This window comes from Pedobacter sp. T50_32, from assembly GCF_057652195.1.
In genome coordinates, this window is sequence record NZ_JBYFBY010000005.1 from 199,190 (window position 1) to 217,059 (window position 17,870).

At 37.0% G+C, this 17,870-nt stretch carries 18 protein-coding genes; 16 read left to right on the forward strand and 2 right to left on the reverse strand.

Annotation, left to right across the window (positions count from 1 at the left end; translation table 11 throughout):
- The 16 genes from AC23ME_RS15980 to AC23ME_RS16055 all read left to right on the forward strand — a co-directional run bounded on the left by AC23ME_RS15980 (position 1) and on the right by AC23ME_RS16055 (position 16,904).
- A complete protein-coding gene (locus AC23ME_RS15980; RefSeq protein ID WP_308849510.1) occupies positions 1–537 on the forward strand; it encodes a DUF3341 domain-containing protein in 537 nt (178 codons plus the stop codon).
- Positions 509–1,114 (forward strand): c-type cytochrome, encoded by a 606-nt coding sequence (locus AC23ME_RS15985; protein ID WP_487728778.1) that lies wholly within the window; start codon positions 509–511, stop codon positions 1,112–1,114. The genes AC23ME_RS15980 and AC23ME_RS15985 overlap by 29 nt, the downstream gene beginning before the upstream one ends.
- A gap of 15 nt (positions 1,115–1,129) precedes the next feature.
- Entirely contained in the window at positions 1,130–2,371 is a 1,242-nt protein-coding gene (locus AC23ME_RS15990; RefSeq protein ID WP_487728779.1) for a quinol:cytochrome C oxidoreductase, read from the forward strand.
- A 56-nt stretch (positions 2,372–2,427) separates the two neighbouring features.
- Positions 2,428–3,687, forward strand: a complete 1,260-nt coding sequence (locus tag AC23ME_RS15995; protein WP_487728780.1) for a cytochrome c oxidase subunit II — start codon at positions 2,428–2,430, stop codon at positions 3,685–3,687.
- Between the two features lie 21 nt (positions 3,688–3,708).
- The gene (locus tag AC23ME_RS16000) at positions 3,709–5,580 is read left to right on the forward strand and encodes a cytochrome c oxidase subunit I (RefSeq protein ID WP_487728781.1); all 1,872 of its coding nucleotides are present in this window, start codon (positions 3,709–3,711) and stop codon (positions 5,578–5,580) included.
- Positions 5,581–5,677: 97 nt separating this feature from the next.
- Positions 5,678–6,739 carry a COX15/CtaA family protein gene (locus AC23ME_RS16005; RefSeq protein ID WP_487728782.1) on the forward strand — a complete coding sequence of 354 codons (1,062 nt, stop codon included), beginning with the start codon at positions 5,678–5,680 and terminating at the stop codon, positions 6,737–6,739.
- A gap of 10 nt (positions 6,740–6,749) precedes the next feature.
- Positions 6,750–7,670 carry a heme o synthase gene (gene cyoE / locus AC23ME_RS16010; RefSeq protein ID WP_487728783.1) on the forward strand — a complete coding sequence of 307 codons (921 nt, stop codon included), beginning with the start codon at positions 6,750–6,752 and terminating at the stop codon, positions 7,668–7,670.
- A 2-nt stretch (positions 7,671–7,672) separates the two neighbouring features.
- Positions 7,673–8,254: a cytochrome c oxidase subunit 3 gene (locus AC23ME_RS16015; RefSeq protein ID WP_487728784.1), complete on the forward strand. Its 582-nt coding sequence runs from the start codon at positions 7,673–7,675 to the stop codon at positions 8,252–8,254.
- 31 nt (positions 8,255–8,285) lie between these two features.
- Entirely contained in the window at positions 8,286–9,020 is a 735-nt protein-coding gene (locus AC23ME_RS16020) for a cytochrome c oxidase subunit 3 (protein ID WP_487728785.1), read from the forward strand.
- A gap of 25 nt (positions 9,021–9,045) precedes the next feature.
- Positions 9,046–9,426, forward strand: a complete 381-nt coding sequence (locus AC23ME_RS16025; protein ID WP_487728786.1) for a cytochrome C oxidase subunit IV family protein — start codon at positions 9,046–9,048, stop codon at positions 9,424–9,426.
- A 2-nt stretch (positions 9,427–9,428) separates the two neighbouring features.
- Positions 9,429–10,145, forward strand: a complete 717-nt coding sequence (locus tag AC23ME_RS16030) for an SCO family protein (protein WP_487728787.1) — start codon at positions 9,429–9,431, stop codon at positions 10,143–10,145.
- A gap of 22 nt (positions 10,146–10,167) precedes the next feature.
- Positions 10,168–10,731: a DUF420 domain-containing protein gene (locus AC23ME_RS16035; RefSeq protein ID WP_487728788.1), complete on the forward strand. Its 564-nt coding sequence runs from the start codon at positions 10,168–10,170 to the stop codon at positions 10,729–10,731.
- A gap of 198 nt (positions 10,732–10,929) precedes the next feature.
- Entirely contained in the window at positions 10,930–14,946 is a 4,017-nt protein-coding gene (locus AC23ME_RS16040; RefSeq protein ID WP_487728789.1) for a S8 family serine peptidase, read from the forward strand.
- A gap of 98 nt (positions 14,947–15,044) precedes the next feature.
- A complete protein-coding gene (locus AC23ME_RS16045) occupies positions 15,045–15,290 on the forward strand; it encodes a hypothetical protein (protein ID WP_487728790.1) in 246 nt (81 codons plus the stop codon).
- A gap of 82 nt (positions 15,291–15,372) precedes the next feature.
- Positions 15,373–16,035: a DUF2461 domain-containing protein gene (locus AC23ME_RS16050; RefSeq protein ID WP_487728791.1), complete on the forward strand. Its 663-nt coding sequence runs from the start codon at positions 15,373–15,375 to the stop codon at positions 16,033–16,035.
- Positions 16,036–16,049: 14 nt separating this feature from the next.
- Positions 16,050–16,904: an OmpA/MotB family protein gene (locus AC23ME_RS16055; RefSeq protein ID WP_487728792.1), complete on the forward strand. Its 855-nt coding sequence runs from the start codon at positions 16,050–16,052 to the stop codon at positions 16,902–16,904.
- Between the two features lie 75 nt (positions 16,905–16,979).
- Here the strand turns inward: AC23ME_RS16055 and rfbC are convergent, their stop codons facing one another.
- Together rfbC and AC23ME_RS16065 are read right to left on the reverse strand one after the other, a co-directional pair.
- Complete coding sequence (gene rfbC / locus AC23ME_RS16060) at positions 16,980–17,534, reverse strand: dTDP-4-dehydrorhamnose 3,5-epimerase (RefSeq protein ID WP_487728793.1); 555 nt, start codon at positions 17,532–17,534, stop codon at positions 16,980–16,982.
- 2 nt (positions 17,535–17,536) lie between these two features.
- Entirely contained in the window at positions 17,537–17,857 is a 321-nt protein-coding gene (locus AC23ME_RS16065; RefSeq protein ID WP_487728794.1) for a DUF4286 family protein, read from the reverse strand.
- Between the last annotated feature and the right edge of the window lie 13 nt (positions 17,858–17,870).

Consider the following 17,870-nt stretch of genomic DNA (forward strand, 5'->3'; position numbering starts at 1 on the left):
ATGAGTAATATCAAATATATTTTAGGCAGCTTTGGCGATCCTGATGAGATGCTAACAGGCATCAAGAAATTGCAGGAAAATAACATCTCTATTTATGATGTTTATACACCAATGCCTATTCACGGTATCGAAGCGAAATTAGGCGTTAAAAGATCTAGATTAGATATTGCCGCTTTCTTTTTCGGAATAACAGGTACAATTACAATGCTTACTGGGGTTTATTTAGCTACAGTAGTAGATTGGCCAGTAAATATCGGAGGTAAAACGCACTTTGCTTTTCCAGACTTTGTGCCAATTACGTTCGAGTTAACTATTTTGTTCTGTGCGTTTGGTCTAGTTGGATCTTACTATGCATCTACTCACTTATTCCCGGGTAGAGCGCCAAGAGTAATGGATTTACGTGCAACTGATGATCGTTTTGTAATTGCAATTGATGCAAAACAAAATGCAGAACATGATAAAATTGATGAACTTTTAAAAAGTGCAGGAGCTCTAGAAGTTAAGCATAATGAAAGGAAGTATATTAGCTATGAATAAGAATAAATTTGTTTTAGGAGCATTCGGCTTATTAGCTTCTGTAGCAATGCTTTCGGCTTGTAGAGATAACAAGAGCACAGGCTTAGAGTTCGCAAGAAACATGTACGATCCTATTGCTTACAATCAGGATCAGCCAAATAAGAATTTTGCTAACGGTGCAACTTCACAAACACCGCCACCCAATACAACTCCTGTTGACTATATCAGATACGAATATCCTAACACTAAAGAAGGTTATGAGGCATCTGTAGCTTTGGTAAATCCATTGGCGTTAACAGAGAAAAACTTGGCAGAAGGAAAGCACTTTTACACAGTTTTCTGTGCGCCTTGCCACGGTGATACCGGAGATGGTCAAGGTCATATCGTTAAGTTGGATAAAGGTATCTCAGGTGTGCCTTCATATCACGGTGCTGATGCAAATTCATCTCGTGGTGGTTTAATGCAAGATATGCCTGCAGGAAAAATTTACCACACTATCATGTATGGTTTAAATGCAATGGGATCTCATGCTTCGCAACTTAGCCCAGACGAAAGATGGAAAGTGGTGATGTATGTTCAACAATTACAAAAAAAATAAGAAAAGCAGATATAAATGGGAACTCATCATTATAATTTAAGTGAACAGTTTGAGTTTACTGGAAAAGCAAAAATCCTGAGTATTGTTGGTATCGCAGTTGGTATTTTAACAATAGCTTACGGCTTGTTTTTTAATCACGAACATGCACATCAAATGCACGAGCGTACTTATGCCAATCTATTGTTGATGGGCTATTACTTCGCTTGCGTATGTATGTCGGCTACTTTCTTTTTAGCAATTCAGTTTGTTGCACAAGCTGGATGGTCGGCATCTATTTTACGTGTACCGCAAGCTATGGCAAAAACTTTACCAATAGCAGCTTTAATCTTAATCGTTATTACCGGATTAGGTTTATACACTCATAACTTATACCATCACTGGCATGCAGAGGGTTTAACAGATCCTAACTCGCCTAACTACGATAAAATTATTGCAGGTAAGGCAATTTTCTTAAACGTACCTTTCTTTATGATTAGACAGGTAGTGTTTATGGGCTCGTACGCTTTGTTTGCTCATTTTGTAACTAAGTGGTCGTATAACGAAGATTTAACTGGCGGATTAACATCATACAATAAGAGCTTTAAATACTCTTGTATTTTCTTAGTAATCTACGGATTTACTACACCAATTTTCGCTTTTGATAACATCATGTCATTAGAAGCACACTGGTTCTCAACTATGTTTGGTTGGTACAATTTCGCATCAATGTGGGTAAGTACGTTAGCTATTATTGCTATCACTATTATCTTATTGAGAAAATCAGGCTATATGAGCTGGGTTAATAACAGTCACCTACACAATTTAGGTCAGTTTATTTTCGGTTTCTCTATCTTCTGGACCTATGTTTGGTTTGCTCAATTCTTATTGATCTACTATGCCAACATGTCTGAAGAGACAGTATATTTCCACAAGCGTTTTAACAGCTACGAGTTTTGGTTCTATCTTAACATCGTGTTAAACTTCTTAACTCCATTATTATTATTAATGGATCGTGATAACAAAAGAAGTGAGAACCTATTGTTGACAGTATCTATCATCGTAGTATGTGGTCACTGGGTAGATTACTACCAAATGATTATGCCAGGTATATTCGAATTTGGTGCTAAAGATGGTAGTGGTTTCGGAATTTTAGAGCTAGGTATAGCAGCAGGTTTTATAGGTTTATTTACCTTTACCGTTTTAAGCGCATTAAGCAAAAAACCATTGGTGGCAAAAAATCACCCTTTCTTACAAGAGAGTTTAAACCACCATTTATAATCAGTACCAATTAAACAAATAATATAAAACAGTACATCGTACTACTTTTAAAGAAAATGAGTTTAAGAAAATTAATAGTTAATAAAACAATGGCAGCCCTAGCGGTAATATTTACCGTATTCTCTAGCGCTAGTGCCTTTGCTCAAGAAGCAGCAGCAGCCGCTCCGGCTAAACCTGTAGATATGGGACCAATACATAAATCAGCATTATTTTATGTATTGTTGTTCTTGCTGCTATGTTTATTCATTGCAATTGTAGGTAAGGCTTTAAAAGTATACGAGCTTACTCGCGAAACACAAGGTAAGCCAGAAGGAATAAACTGGGATACCGTAAACGCAATAATTTTTGCACTATTTTTAGTAGTAGGATTATATGGTGTTTATTGGGAATACTCGGTACATGGTAGCATGATCTCTCATATGCAAGAAGCAGCATCTGAGCATGGAAAGCGTATTGATGAAATATTCAAACTAACATTAATCATTACTACTATTGTATTTATTCTAACTCACATTGTATTATTTGTATTCGCTTACATCTACAGATACTCTGCTAAGAGAAAAGCATATTACTATCCACATAACAATACTATCGAGAAAATTTGGACTATCGTTCCAGCTTTAGTTTTGACTTTGTTGGTGTTGAAAGGCTTTTTAACTTGGAGATCTATTTTCTATAAAGCAGAAGATCCAAATAACAGACCATTGAACATTGAGGTAGTTTCATCTCAGTTCTTATGGGATATCCGTTATCCAGGAGCAGATGCTATCGTAGGTAAAAGAAACTACAAGTTAACAACAGCTATCAATGGTTTAGGTATCGATTTTAACGATAAAAATAGCTTAGATGATTTATTGGCTGATGAAATTGTACTTCCGGTTAATAAACCAGTTCGTTTCACTTTAGCAAGTAAAGACGTAATCCACAGTTTTTATATGCCTCACTTTAGAGTGCAATTAAATACTGTGCCGGGTATGCAAACTTATTTTGAGTTCACTCCAACGGTTACTACCGAAGAGATGAGAACAAAATTGAATGATCCGAAATTTAACTACATTTTATTATGTGCTAAAATTTGCGGAGCCAACCACTTTAACATGCAGAAAAATGTAAGAGTTGTTAGTGAAGCAGAATATAAAGAGTGGTTGAGCCAACAAGCTCCTTATTTAACCAACGATTTAAGAAAAGCATTTAATTTGCCAGTAGTGGCAGACGAGGCAGCTCCGGCAGCTACTGCTGAAGCACCAGCTGATACTACAGCTACTGCTGCTAAGGTAGAATTAGATGTGAAAAACCAATTAGCTTTAAAAAAATAATAATACTGGAAAAACCTTATTATGTCAACAATATCATTACACGATACACACCACGACGATCATGGACATGGCCATCACCATGAAACGTTCTTAACTAAATACGTATTTAGTCAAGATCATAAAATGATTGCCAAGCAGTTTTTAATAACTGGTATCATTATGGCAGTTATCGCAATGCTTTTATCTATCTTATTTAGATTACAGCTTGCTTGGCCAGATAAATCTTTTCCTTTGTTAGAAACATTTTTAGGTAAATGGGCAGATGGAGGAAGAATTAAACCCGACTTTTTCTTGGCGTTGGTAACAATCCATGGTACCATTATGGTATTCTTTGTACTAACAGCTGGTTTAAGTGGTACTTTCAGTAACTTGTTAATTCCTTTGCAAGTTGGTGCTAGAGATATGGCTTCGCCTTTTATGAACATGCTTTCTTACTGGTTCTTCCTAGTAGCTTGTATCATTATGATGGCTTCTTTCTTTACACAAACAGGACCTGCTAGTGGTGGTTGGACCATCTATCCTCCATTATCGGCTGTACCAAAGGCAATGCCTGGTTCTCAAATCGGTATGACTTTGTGGTTAATCAGTATGGTGATTTTCGTAGCCTCTTCTTTAATGGGAAGTTTGAACTACGTTGCTACCATCTTGAACATGCGTACAAAAGGTATGGATCTTTGGAAAATGCCATTGACGATCTGGGCATTATTCTTAACGGCTGTTTTAGGTATTTTATCATTTCCAGTGTTAGTAGCTGGTGTGGTTCTATTAATATTCGACCGTAGTTTTGGTACAAGTTTCTATCTATCTGATATGGTGTTTGGTACTGAAATTATGCCAAACGAAGGTGGTTCTCCAATTTTATGGCAACACTTATTTTGGTTCTTAGGTCACCCAGAGGTATATATTGTAATTATGCCAGCCTTAGGTATTTCTTCTGAGATTATTTCTGTAAACTCAAGAAAGCCAATCTTCGGTTACCATGCGATGGTTTACTCTCTAATTGGTATCACAGTATTATCATTTATCGTATGGGGTCACCATATGTTTGTAACAGGTATGAACCCGTTATTAGGTGGTGTATTTATGATTACTACGTTGATCATTGCGGTACCATCAGCGGTAAAAACATTTAACTATTTAGCTACGCTTTGGAGAGGTAATATCAGATTTACACCAGCAATGTTATTTGCAATTGGTTTAGTATCTTTCTTTATCTCTGGTGGTTTAACTGGTATTTTCTTAGGTAATGCATCATTAGATATTAACTTGCACGATACTTATTTCGTAGTGGCTCACTTCCACTTGGTAATGGGTTCTGCTGCTATCTTTGGTATGTTGGCAGGTGTTTATCACTGGTTCCCTAAAATGTTTGGTAGAATGATGAACCCTAAGTTAGCTTATTTACACTTCTGGTTAACTTTCATCTGTGCGTACTTGGTATTCTTTCCTCTACACTTCTTAGGTTTAGATGGTGTTCCTCGTCGTTACTATGCGTTTACCGAGTTCGAGTTTATGAACAAATGGTTAACCGTTAACGTATTTGTAACTTGGGCAGCAATTGTTGCTGGTTTGGCTCAAATTGCTTTCTTGTTCAATTTCTTCTATTCTATTTTTAGAGGTAAGAAGGCAACTCAAAATCCTTGGGGAGCTAACACTTTAGAATGGACTACACCAGTAGAACGTTTACACGGTAACTGGCCGGGTGAAATTCCAACCGTTTACCGTTGGCCTTATGACTATAGTAAGCCAGGTGCGGAAGATGATTTCATTCCACAAACTGTACCATTCTCTGAAACTATGAGCTCTAACTTGCCTCACGATTTTGAAGGTAACGAAGAAGCTGAGCGCATACAGAAAGAGTGGGAGGCAGCTAACAAGCCAGTACAAGAATAAGGTACTGTAACAGACTTTGTCTAAAATATGTAATAAGGTACCTGCAATTGTTTAAACACTTACAGGTACCTTATTTTTATAAATCTATCACACATCAATGATTGCTAAATCTGCAAATAGATTTATTAGGATTAATTTAATAACCATTATTGCCACTTTGGTGGTTATTTTGGCCGGTGGTATTGTTCGTAGTACAGGTTCAGGTATGGGTTGCCCAGATTGGCCTAAATGTTTCGATCAATACATACCACCTACTTCCGCTAGTCAACTTCCTGCCGATTATGAAACTAAGTATATAGAAGGTAGAAAGAAGAAGAACGAGAAGTTTGCTAAATACTTGGAAAGTATGGGCAGGCACAAATTGGCTGATAGCCTGAGGAAGGATAAGTCGATCTTAGTGCATGAAGAGTTTAATGCTGCGAAAACCTGGACAGAATATGTAAATAGACTTACAGGAGCTATTCTAGGCGTTTTTTTACTAATAACAGCAGTTCTTTCCTTTACTTATAAGAAGACAGCAAAACGGATTGTAGTATTAAGTTGGCTCAATATTATTGTAGTAGGTTATCAAGCTTGGTTAGGTTCTATTGTAGTTTCTACCAATCTAACGCAATGGGTAATTACCATACACATGCTTTTGGCACTCGTAATTCTAGGCATAGCTATTTATACCTATAATTATGCAAAGCAGCTACATAAAGAGCCTACAGTAATTATGTATCGTATAACTTGGCTTAAAGGATTTTTGTTTTTTACGATAGCGATATCTATTCTTCAAGTGGTTTTAGGAACTGAAGTTAGGGAAGCAATAGATAGCATTGCCAAATCGCTGTCATATAATGGACGTAATACTTGGGTAAGTAAAGTAGGAGATGTGTTTTCTTACCATAGAGACTTAGCTATTTTGGTAGGCATTAGCAATTTTATTGTTTATAAAATGGTGATAGACAGGTTTAGCGGAAAAGCGATGCCCTTAGTTACTGCCAATTATTTAATGGTTGTACTAATTATACAAATTGCATCGGGCTTTTTGTTGTCGTACCTAGGCTTACCACCATATGCGCAAGCAATACATATTTTGTTTTCTACAATTATGTTTAGCCTGCAATATTATTTGTACTTGTTGGTTTATAGAACAAAAACCTATAAAACCGCTTAAATATTAAAAATTGAAACAGTTTTTTTCAGATTTTTCTAAACTCATTAAATTCCGACTAACATTTTTGGTTGTATTCTCTGCGTCTGTTACATTTTTGATGGCTCAGAAAATCCAAATTTCCAGAGATATGATCGACGGAATTAACTGGCAGAACTGGCTGATTCTGATTGTTGGAGGTTTCTTGGTTACCGGTGCGGCAAATTGTTTCAATGAGATTATTGAAGTCGATTTGGATAAATTGATGTCGCGAACCAAAGACAGACCTATGCCAGCTGGAAGAATGACGACTGGTCAAGGTTTGGTTTCAGGTTTGGTGATGGGGATTATTGGTACTTGGTTATTAGGTAAATTGAACCTAGAAACAGGTTTACTTTCGGTTTTTTCAATTTTGCTGTACGCATTTGCTTATACACCACTGAAGAGAAAATCGCCAATAGCAGTTTTTGTAGGCGCAATTCCTGGAGCATTGCCACCACTAATTGGCTATTTTGCTGGTTTGGGAAATGAAGGCATCCAATTCGTATTACCTAAGGATAGTCCACAGATAGATTTGCAAATCGCATTAATTTTGTTTTTGATCCAGTTTGTATGGCAATTCCCACATTTTTGGTCTATTGCTTGGGTATTAGATGACGATTACAGCAAGGCTGGATTTAGGTTATTGCCAACAAAGAAAAGAGATAAAACAAGTGCAGTTATTACTTTCGCAAGTACTTTAGTTTTAATTCCAGTGAGTTTATTGCCAAATTTTTACGGTTTTGGTGGATATTATATAGGCGCTGTATCTGTAGTATTAGGTTTAATTTTCGCTTGGTACGCTTATCAGTTAATGGTAAAGATGGATTTGCCAAGTGCCAGAAAAGTGATGTTCTGTTCGTTCTTTTACATCCCTTTGGTACAGTTAATTTTATTGTTTGATTTAGTAGTTTAAAGATGGTGAGTACAATACAACAACAAGAGGAAATCTCGATCAGCCTTAAATCTAAGAAATTTGTGGTTTGGTTGTTCGTGGTTTCATCAACCATCATGTTTGGTGGTTGGACCAGTTATTACCTGGTTTTTATGGCATCTAAAGGTAAGGGGCACGGTTTAGTATTGCCTCAGTATTTTACCTATAGCACCATAGTTTTGATAGCTAGTAGTGTTTTTTTATTCTTAGCGGCTAGATCATTAAAACAGGGAAACAGGAGCAAACAACGTCAATTTTTGTGGGTAACCTTTGTTTTAGGTGTTGCTTTTGGTGTTTTACAGTATTTAGGTTGGGATAGTTTAGTGCAAACACGTGCTAATTTGGTGAATAATAACGCCGCTATTTCAATGATTTATGTAGTTTCTGGATTTCACTTGTTGCACATAGTTGGAGGTTTAGGTTTCATAATCAACAGTATAGCAGGTAGCTATAAACAAGTTTCGCAAGAAGTAGCGGAATTTAAACAAGACATTGCCTCAATTTTTTGGCATTTTATAGATATCTTATGGATTTATCTATATGTTTTTTTACTTTTGAACAGTTAATTTTTTAACAAACTATTATACTAATTATTAAATGGATTCATTATCGAAATTAGACGAAGTTAAAACCACACGTTGGGCTGGTGGTCGCGAACCATGGTCAATAGAGTATGGCAAAATAATGATGTGGTTTTTCTTGGTGTCAGACGCATTTACGTTTTCATCATTTCTGATCTATTACGGAGCTCAAAAATTTGCGCAACCTACGTGGATTGACGCAGATAAAATATTCCAATCAATTCCTGGTATCGCAGATTCTGGACAACCTTTAGTTTTTGTTGGTATCATGACCTTCATTTTAATTATGTCTTCTGTTACTATGGTATTAGCTGTAGAAGCAGGTCATCGTAATGCTAAGAAAGAAGTTGTAAAATGGATGGTTTGGACGATCTTAGGTGGTATTGCTTTCGTTGGTTGTCAGGCGCTAGAGTGGACCCACTTACACCATTTAGGTTTTTGGTTTGGCCAGAACCCTGCTACAGGTTTAACAGACCCAGCTGCCATTTCTGCAGCGTTGCAACCATATTTTACCAATGATATTTCTTATACTGCTGCATTGCAGTTCTCTAATTTGTTCTTCACTATTACGGGTTTCCACGGTTTCCACGTAACGGTAGGTATCATTTTAAATATCATCATTTTATGCATGGTGTTAAATAATACATTCGAAAAAAGAGGATCATATTTAATGATTGAAAAAGTTGGTCTTTACTGGCACTTTGTAGATTTAGTGTGGGTATTCGTATTTACATTCTTCTACCTAATATAATTACAGATAAAATTTATTTAAGATAATGGCACATCACGATCATACATTAGATTCTCACGATGCACACGCTCACGGCGAAGGCATGGGTGTTAAGCGTATTTGGCAAGTATTTTTTATTCTATTGGCAATTACAGCAGTAGAGTTCTTGGTAGCTTTAGGTTTTGTACACCACTGGAATATCGTAGAAAAAGGCGCAGCTTTATACGCATTTTACATTGTACTAACGCTTATTAAAGCATATTACATTGTTGCGTTTTTCATGCACTTAAAATTTGAAAAGAAAAGCTTTATCATTAGCTGCTCGGTAGTATTTGTTTTTATTATTTATTTCATCGTATTAATGCTAATCGAAGGAGATTTCCTATTACATCATCTTCAGGAGCATCCCGTATATCCAAATAAATAATAATGAACGCGAGTTCTAATAAAAAGAAGATTTCAACCATATTAATCCTGGCAGCCATTTTAGTGATGCCAGGATTTTTATATTATTTACTTCAGGACCAAGGGAAGAACAGGTATAAACCTTTAGCCATTTTCGGTCCTAAGCAAGTAGCAGGTACTTTCCATTCTGTAAGAGGTAAGCAAGTGCCAGATACTATTTATCATGTAGTCCAAGACTTTAAGCTTGTTAATCAAAACGGAGATAGTGTAAACCTTGATAACTGGAAGGGAAAAGTTATCGTAGCTAATCTGTTTTACAACAAGGCGAATTCTGGTAGTGCAATAGCTACCTTCAATACGATGCAGGGCTTTGATAAGCAGTATCACAAAAATCAAATGTTGCATTTGACGAGTATCAGCATAGATGCGCAAGATGATGTAAAAGCGTTAAGAGCTTTTGCAAAGACTTGGAAAGCAGAACCACCGAAGTGGAATATTTTGGGTGGAGACACCAGTACAGTCAATCAGCTGGTTGAGCATTCTTTGTTGTTAGATGCAGTAGACCAAAGCACAGCCAGCGAGCGTAAATTTATCTATAGCAACAAAATTGTATTGTTAGATAGTAAACATCGAATTAGAGGTTTTTACGACGCAGCAAGCAAAGAAGCGGTTTCTAAATTAGACGACGAGATTAAGGTGTTAATTGCGGAAGAATTAAGAAATATCAAAGATGGCAGATAAAATGTCGCAGAATACAAACAAAATGGAAGATATAACTAGTGAGTTAGAGAAAACTACAGAGCAGAAATACAATAAATGGATTTGGATATTATCAATTGCCATTCCACTAGCTGTTGCTGCACTTTTTGGCGTTAACTTAAGAAAATTAGGTTACGATGTGCAGCCGTTGAGTTTCTTGCCACCAATATATGCTACTATAAATGGTTTAACTGCTATTGTTTTGATGGTTGCAGTTTGGGCCATTAAAAATGGTAAACGTACATTGCACGAGAACTTGATGAAGTTTGCGATCACACTATCTGTTCTTTTTTTAGGAATGTATGTTGCCTACCATATGACTTCTGATTCTACTAAGTTCGGTGGTGAAGGAACAATTAAGTATGTATACTATTTTATTCTAATTACTCATATTTTGCTTTCTATTATAATCATACCATTCGTATTGATTACGTACGTGAAAGCACTTGCAAAGCGTTTCGATAAACATAAGAAGATTGCAAAGATTGCATTTCCAATGTGGTTATATGTTGCTATAACTGGTGTGATTGTTTATGTAATGATTTCACCATATTACGTGTCTAGCTAAATTTAGTCAATAAGTCTATATTCATAAAGAGGATAATGATAGATGTTAGCTATTATTATCCTCTTTTATCTTATTTAAGAAACGTAGGAATTTATACGCTATATAACCTAACAAGTGTTTGTTATTTATCAACAAAGGTTGTAAATTTAGACCACTGATCTCTCTAAATGTGTCAGTAATATAAACCAACAAACACTTATGAATAAACAATTTATTACCAAAGTTGTAAACTTTTGTATTACACTTTGCTTGCTCTTGGTAGCAAGTTCTCTTTTTGCTCAAGAAGATAAAGCATTTAAGGCCAATACAGCATTTTTAATACGGCACTCTAAAGATCAAGACGCGGTATTTAAGAAAAAGAAAAAACGAGCTTTTGATATTGCGATAAAGAAGGGTTGGCCCACATATACCTTAACTAGACAAGGCAAAATAATTACCTTGGTAGATGTAGATGAGCAAGGTTATCCAATATTTGAGGCAACTGATAACGAAGTGGCGGCAGGTACTACAAGGGCTAACAAGCTTTATAGTGGCGGCGGTTTAGGATTGAATTTGAGCGGCAGTTCGATTCCTAACAACAAGGTAGCTATCTGGGACGGAGGCGCTGTTTTAGCCACTCACCAAGAATTTGCAGCAGGTAAAATTATGTTGATGGATGCGGTTGCTACATCTTCTCACGCCACGCACGTGGCTGGTACTATTACTGCTACAGGCGTTTATGGTGCAGCAAAAGGTATCGCCTTCGGTTTGCCACAACTACTTTCTTATGATTTTAACAATGATAACTCAGAGATTTCGGCAAATGCTGTAAACTTAATGCTTTCTAACCACTCTTATGGAGTTGTTGCTGGATGGAACCAAAATAGTGATCAAGGCAACAGATGGGAATTTTATGGTAGGTCTGGTGAAAACAAAGATTATCGTTTTGGGTATTACGATAGTAAGGCTCAAACTTGGGATAACATCTTATTTAACGCTCCGTATTATTTGATGGTTAAATCTGGAGGAAATTACCGCAATAACAATGGCCCTGCGGTTGGCGAAAATTATTTTAGATACAATTCGAGTAATGTAATGGTCAATGCTGGCGCAAGACCTATTGGGATTAGCAGTAATGATGGCTACGATATTATTGGGACTTACGCAGGTGCGAAGAATATTTTAACAGTTGGCGCTATAAATGGATTAGGATTTGGGTCTAGCTCTTCATCTGATATCGTAATATCTTCTTTTAGTGCTTGGGGGCCAACAGATGATGGTAGGATTAAACCTGATTTGGTAGCTGACGGAGTGAATTTGACTTCTACTACCAATAGTGGAAATAATAATTACGCTACTTCTTCCGGTACTTCAATGGCGGCACCAAATGCTACGGGAACTTTAGTTTTACTACAAGAGCTATATTTTCAGCAGTACGCCGCATATATGCGTTCTGCAACGCTTAAAGGTTTAGCTATTGCAACTACAAGTGAAGCTGGCGCTGCCCCAGGACCAGATTATATTTTTGGTTGGGGATTATTGAACGCAGAGAAGGCCGCAAAAGCCATTTTGGAACGGGGTACCAAAAGTATCATCGATGAACAAACCTTAATTCAAGGCCAAACACACACTACCAATGTGGTTGCATCTGGTGGCGGTCCATTGGTTGCTACTATCTGTTGGACAGACCCGGCAGCTACACCCGTTTCTGTCGCAACTGCGCTTGACAACCCCACCCTTAGGTTAGTTAATGATTTAGACATCAGGGTATCTGATGGCACTACTTTTTTGCCGTGGGTGTTGGACCCTGCTAATCCTACCGCTGCTGCAACCACAGGTGATAATTTTAGAGATAATACGGAACAAATTTTTATTGCTAATGCTGTGCCCGGTAAGAACTATACAATTACGGTAACTCATAAAAATTCATTACAAGGCGGCCAACAAGCTTACTCGCTAATTGTAACTGGAGTGGGTGGTAATGTTTATTGCACATCATCACCAAGTTCAAACGCAGATTCAAAAATTACTAATTTTCAGTTAGCAAATATTAATCACACCCCTGCCACAACTTGTACAACGTATGGAGATTATACCAATCAAACCATAGAATTAGAACGCTCTAAAAATTACAATTTAAGCTTAGCAGTTGGCAGTTGTGGTGGCGATCAAAATAAAATCGCAAAAGTATTTGTAGATTGGAATGGCGATGGAGATTTCGATGATAGCAACGAGCTAGCTGCGACTTCTTCGGTAATTGCAGCTACGGGCACATTCAATACTTCTATTTCGGTTCCGGGTAATGTAGCAGTAGGTAACTTTACAAGATTGCGCATAGTACTATCTGAAACGTCGGATGCCGTTAATGTTTTAGCTTGCGGTAGCTACTCGAAAGGCGAAACGCAAGATTATCGCGTTAAATTTAACGAGGCAGCCATTAATGTAGGCATTTCGGAAATTGTTACACCGGTTTCTGGTGATGCCGCTGGATTAAACCGAAAACTGACTTTAAAGCTTAAGAATTACGGAACCAATCCTGTTTCGTTAGTTCCAATTGTAGTGGTAGTTAAAGACGGACCAACTTCTATAGCAACTATTAACGAAACTTATAATGGATCACTAACCAGTGGCGCTGAAGTAACGTTTTTAGTTCAAGGTAGTTTTAATACCCAAAGTGGTAAGACTTATACCATTGAGGCAGCCACAAATTTACCTACCGATTTGGTCGTGGCAGACAATCTTGCAACAAAGAATGTATCTTTTGCCGCTTCTCCAACTATTAATACCACACAGGCCTATTTTACAGATGCGGCAGGCACGTACTACCTGCATGCTACACAAAATGATGGACGGTTGTTTTGGTATAATGATGTGAATTCTTCTACTGCTTTTTATAACGGAAATTCGGTAGTAACAAGTGTAGCACCTCTAGCTGGTAACACATTCTATGCGACTTTAAATTCCTACACTAATTCATTTGTGCCTGCTAATAAGGCGGCATTTAGTACTGTTGGGACTTATGTTCAACCAACTTTTAGACTATATTTCGATGCTGCTGCACCAATGATCATAGAAACAGCCCGTTTACACATTGGCTATAGAGGTGCAGTTACTTTTAACGTATTTGATAATGTATCTGGAGTAAAAGTGTCTAGCTCTACCATCAGTGTTAATAATACCCGTAACCCCGCAAGTGCAACGGTTGGAGCAGCCAACGATGCTACAGATATAGGTCAGCTTTATAACGTCGATATCCGTTTTCCTTACGCAGGTTCGTTTTATCTTACCGCCGAGTTTAACAACGGTGCAACACTTTTTAGAAATAATAACACTAACGGAACATTTACTTATCCAATGACCGATAGTCAAAACCTGTTATCACTTACATCACACAGTGGTAATCTCGTAACCCCTAATAGTTTCTTTTACTACATATATGGTATTAATGCTAAACCTATTGGAGAAACGGTTAACACAAAAGTCGCTGTTCCATTAACTAATTTAGCGGTTACGAGACAAGGAGATTTGCTAACATCGCCCATAGCAAATGGTAACCAATGGTATTTGAATGGCAATCCAATTAGTGGAGCAACTTCTGCTACCTGTCAGGCGACAACTGTTGGAAGTTATGTTGTCAAAGTTACAGTGGCGGGTGGAGTAACTATTACCTCTCAACCTTTAGTGGTAAACACGCTACCTGTTAAGCTAAATAACTTTACTGCAACGAAACATGCAAACGGGGTGCATCTAAAATGGACAACATTAAGCGAAATCAATCACAAACATTTTGTGGTAGAACGTTCTATTGATGGAAATACATTTAATGAAATAGGTATTGTAGAACCAAATACTAATAAGCAATACGCTTTCGTGGATAAAACTCCAAGTTGGGGAATTAACTATTATCGTATAGTTCAGGTTGATAGAGATGGTAATACAGAAACATTTGGTCCAAAGGCAATAAATTACGATGTAGCTGCCGAAATTGATGTACAAGTATATGCTAATCCAGTAAAGACAAACTTTACCGTTAAAGCTAATCATGTACAATTGAATGAAACGTATGCGGTTATCATATTTGATGTTTTAGGTAGAAAGGTAAAAGAGCTTAATATTGCAGGGAAAGAACTTTTGACGGGTAAAAATATAGATATAGCCAGTTTAATATCTGGAAACTATGTTTTGGAAATTAATGGTGCTCGAAAAGTTGGGCAAGCTAAATTTATTAAGCTATAATCATTTAGAGTTACTTAAAGAAGGAGCTTCGGCTCCTTTTTTTATTTAATTACTTCCACATGAATTAATATTTCCGCTTTTTAACCTAACTTTGTTTTATGAAAAAAGTACTAGCCGTTTTACTTTTCTTTTTAACGTTCATCGTGGCACAGCCTCAAGCTAACGCACAATGTGCAATGTGTACTGCCAATGCCGAAATGGGAGTGAAGAATGGTAATACGCAAAGTAAAGGTTTAAATACTGGAGTGTTATACTTATTGGCTATTCCATTTTTGTTAGCTGGCGGGGTAGGTGTGCTTTGGTATACGAACTTTCGTAAAAAGGATACGGGTAACTTAGCCTAGTTTTCCGTTTATACACAGCTAAAATTTCCCAAAACACATATTAATTTCCTACATTGGCAACAATTGCTAATGCGATATACTTATGCTTAAGAAATCAACTTTTAATTTCCTAAGGGAACTGGCAGACAATAATAACCGTGAGTGGTTTGCAAGAAACAAGCATCTTTATGAAGAAGCCAAATTAGATCTGTTTGCCTTAATTACTCCTCTAATAAAAGAATTTTCTGCCATAGATCCACAGTTTTCGGAAGATACGGAGCCTAAAAAGTGCTTAATGAGGATTTATAGAGACATCCGCTTTAGCCAGAATAAAGCTCCCTACAAAAAGAACTACGGAATTGCTTTTGATGTAAAAGGTTATGGACCTAATACTCCAGCATACTATTTACATTTAGAACCTGGAAGCTGCTTTTTTGGTGTGGGCTTTTGGATGCCTGAAAGCACTTTGGTCAAAAAAATTAGAGAAGAGATTGATTACAGCAGTGATGAATTTTTGGAAATAATCAACGATAAGTCATATCAGTCAATATTTTCAATAAGTAAAGAAGATAGTCTTAAAAAAGCACCAAAGGGATATGAAATAGATCATCCAATGATTGAATACTTGCGATTGAAAAGCTTCATTTCTGTATATCCATTAAAGGAGGAAGACTTTTATAAAAATGACATCGTTGATAAGTTGATAAAAGCTTTTAAAACTATTCAACCATTCGTGTTATTTTTGCGCAAAGCAGTAGATCAATAAACAAACATATACAAATGAAACAACTGAAACTTTTTTTCGCTCCCATTATCGCTTTATTTTTAGTTGCCGCTACTTTGAGTTCTTGCGTTGTACTATCTACCAAGAAATATAAATCGCTTTTAGCTAAGCAAGACTCATTAAATACTGGATGGAATGATTCGCAATTAAATAATGAAAGTTTAGAGCAACGCATTAAACGTTTGCAGGCAGACACTGCGGCGTTAAATAACCAATTAGCAGCGCTTAACGAAAGATACACCGATTTAGATGCGAACTATGCAAAATTGAGGTCTAACAGTTCGTCAGAAATTAATAAACTTACTGGAGATTTAGCTAAACGGGAAGCTAGATTAAAGGAGGTAGAAGAGGTATTGCGTAAACGTGATGAAGCTACCAATCAGCTAAGGGCAAAACTACAATCGGCTTTGCTGGGCTTTACCAAGAGTGGTTTAACGGTGGAAGTAAAGGATGGTAAGGTGTATGTTTCCCTAACAGATAAATTGTTGTTCCCATCGGCAAGTATTGTGATAGACGAGAATGGTAAAAAAGCTTTAACCCAGTTGGCCGAGGTATTAAAACAACAACCAGATATCAACATTGCTGTAGAAGGGCATACCGATTCGCAACGTATCAGTAATTTAGGACAGATAAAAGATAACTGGGATTTAAGCGTATTGCGTTCTACATCTGTAGTTCGTTTTTTAACAGATGAACAAAAGGTAGAAAGTGTGAGAATGACAGCTACCGGAAAAGGCCAGTTTCAACCTTTGGGAGAGAATACCACAGCCGAAGGTAGAAGCAAAAACCGTAGAATTGAAATTGTACTCTCTCCAAAATTGGATGAGCTTTACAATTTGATCAAACAGTAAGCCCTAAGTTCTCTGAAGGGGATTATAAAAGCCACAGATGCACAGATTAAATTTGTGTATCTGTGGCTTTCTTATTTAAAATGGTGATTTTAAGGATGCAAAATCACTCAAAACTAAATCTTTATCAGACAATAAAAACTCGCTAGGATCTAGGTAGGCTGCCCAGTCGATGTTTAAAGTTGGGTCATTCCACATCACACCAATCTCCGAATCCTTATCGTAGTAATTAGTTACTTTATAGGCGAAGATAGTGTCGTTTTCTAAAGTCAAAAATCCATGTAAAAAACCAGGAGGTACCCATAATTGCTTATGGTTTTCGCTGCTTAGCTCAACCGCAAAATGCTGTCCGTAAGTAGGCGAATTTTTCCTGATATCAACAGCAACATCTACCACTTTACCTTGTATTACCCTAACCAATTTGCCTTGTGCAAACGGGTTTGCTTGAGCATGCATTCCTCTAAGTGTGCCCTTTTGAGAAAAAGATTGATTGTCTTGAACAAAATTTACGTCGATTCCTGCTTGTTCAAACACTCTTTGGCTAAAACTCTCGTAAAAATAACCTCTGCTGTCTTTCCAGATTTTAGGCTCAAAAACAAAAAGGTCTTGTATTGGGGTTTCTATAATATTCATAACTATCCTACAAATTCCATTAATGTGCTAAATGTAACCAACTTATTTGGGTACTTGATATACATTTCTGCTGTAAATTCTTGCTCATACGAGTCTAAGAAGGCTTGATGCTTGGCTTCGTCTTCAGCGATGAACTGAACACAGTAGCTCAAACCTTCGTTTGGTGAGTCTACAATCTTCAAAAAGCGATGAGAAACAAAGCAATCTTTTTCCATTAGTTGCGGAATGTGGATTTCTTTCATCCACGCTAGCCATTCTGTAGCTGAGGCTTCTTCTATAATTACGGTAACGTTAAATAACAACATGGCGTAAAGATACGGCATTAAGGTTGAAGGT

Excerpts from the sequence above, each read along its gene's own strand:
- AC23ME_RS16050 (WP_487728791.1), top strand. The coding sequence starts at position 15,373 with ATGCTTAAGAAATCAACTTTTAATTTCCTAAGGGAACTGGCAGACAAT.
- AC23ME_RS15980 (WP_308849510.1), top strand. The coding sequence starts at position 1 with ATGAGTAATATCAAATATATTTTAGGCAGCTTTGGCGATCCTGATGAG.
- AC23ME_RS16005 (WP_487728782.1), top strand. The coding sequence starts at position 5,678 with ATGATTGCTAAATCTGCAAATAGATTTATTAGGATTAATTTAATAACC.
- AC23ME_RS16030 (WP_487728787.1), top strand. The coding sequence starts at position 9,429 with ATGAACGCGAGTTCTAATAAAAAGAAGATTTCAACCATATTAATCCTG.
- AC23ME_RS16065 (WP_487728794.1), bottom strand. The coding sequence starts at position 17,857 with ATGCCGTATCTTTACGCCATGTTGTTATTTAACGTTACCGTAATTATA.
- AC23ME_RS16040 (WP_487728789.1), top strand. The coding sequence starts at position 10,930 with ATGAATAAACAATTTATTACCAAAGTTGTAAACTTTTGTATTACACTT.
- AC23ME_RS15995 (WP_487728780.1), top strand. The coding sequence starts at position 2,428 with ATGAGTTTAAGAAAATTAATAGTTAATAAAACAATGGCAGCCCTAGCG.
- AC23ME_RS16025 (WP_487728786.1), top strand. The coding sequence starts at position 9,046 with ATGGCACATCACGATCATACATTAGATTCTCACGATGCACACGCTCAC.
- AC23ME_RS16020 (WP_487728785.1), top strand. The coding sequence starts at position 8,286 with ATGGATTCATTATCGAAATTAGACGAAGTTAAAACCACACGTTGGGCT.
- AC23ME_RS15990 (WP_487728779.1), top strand. The coding sequence starts at position 1,130 with ATGGGAACTCATCATTATAATTTAAGTGAACAGTTTGAGTTTACTGGA.
- AC23ME_RS15985 (WP_487728778.1), top strand. The coding sequence starts at position 509 with ATGAAAGGAAGTATATTAGCTATGAATAAGAATAAATTTGTTTTAGGA.
- rfbC (WP_487728793.1), bottom strand. The coding sequence starts at position 17,534 with ATGAATATTATAGAAACCCCAATACAAGACCTTTTTGTTTTTGAGCCT.
- AC23ME_RS16000 (WP_487728781.1), top strand. The coding sequence starts at position 3,709 with ATGTCAACAATATCATTACACGATACACACCACGACGATCATGGACAT.
- AC23ME_RS16035 (WP_487728788.1), top strand. The coding sequence starts at position 10,168 with ATGGAAGATATAACTAGTGAGTTAGAGAAAACTACAGAGCAGAAATAC.
- AC23ME_RS16045 (WP_487728790.1), top strand. The coding sequence starts at position 15,045 with ATGAAAAAAGTACTAGCCGTTTTACTTTTCTTTTTAACGTTCATCGTG.
- AC23ME_RS16055 (WP_487728792.1), top strand. The coding sequence starts at position 16,050 with ATGAAACAACTGAAACTTTTTTTCGCTCCCATTATCGCTTTATTTTTA.
- AC23ME_RS16015 (WP_487728784.1), top strand. The coding sequence starts at position 7,673 with ATGGTGAGTACAATACAACAACAAGAGGAAATCTCGATCAGCCTTAAA.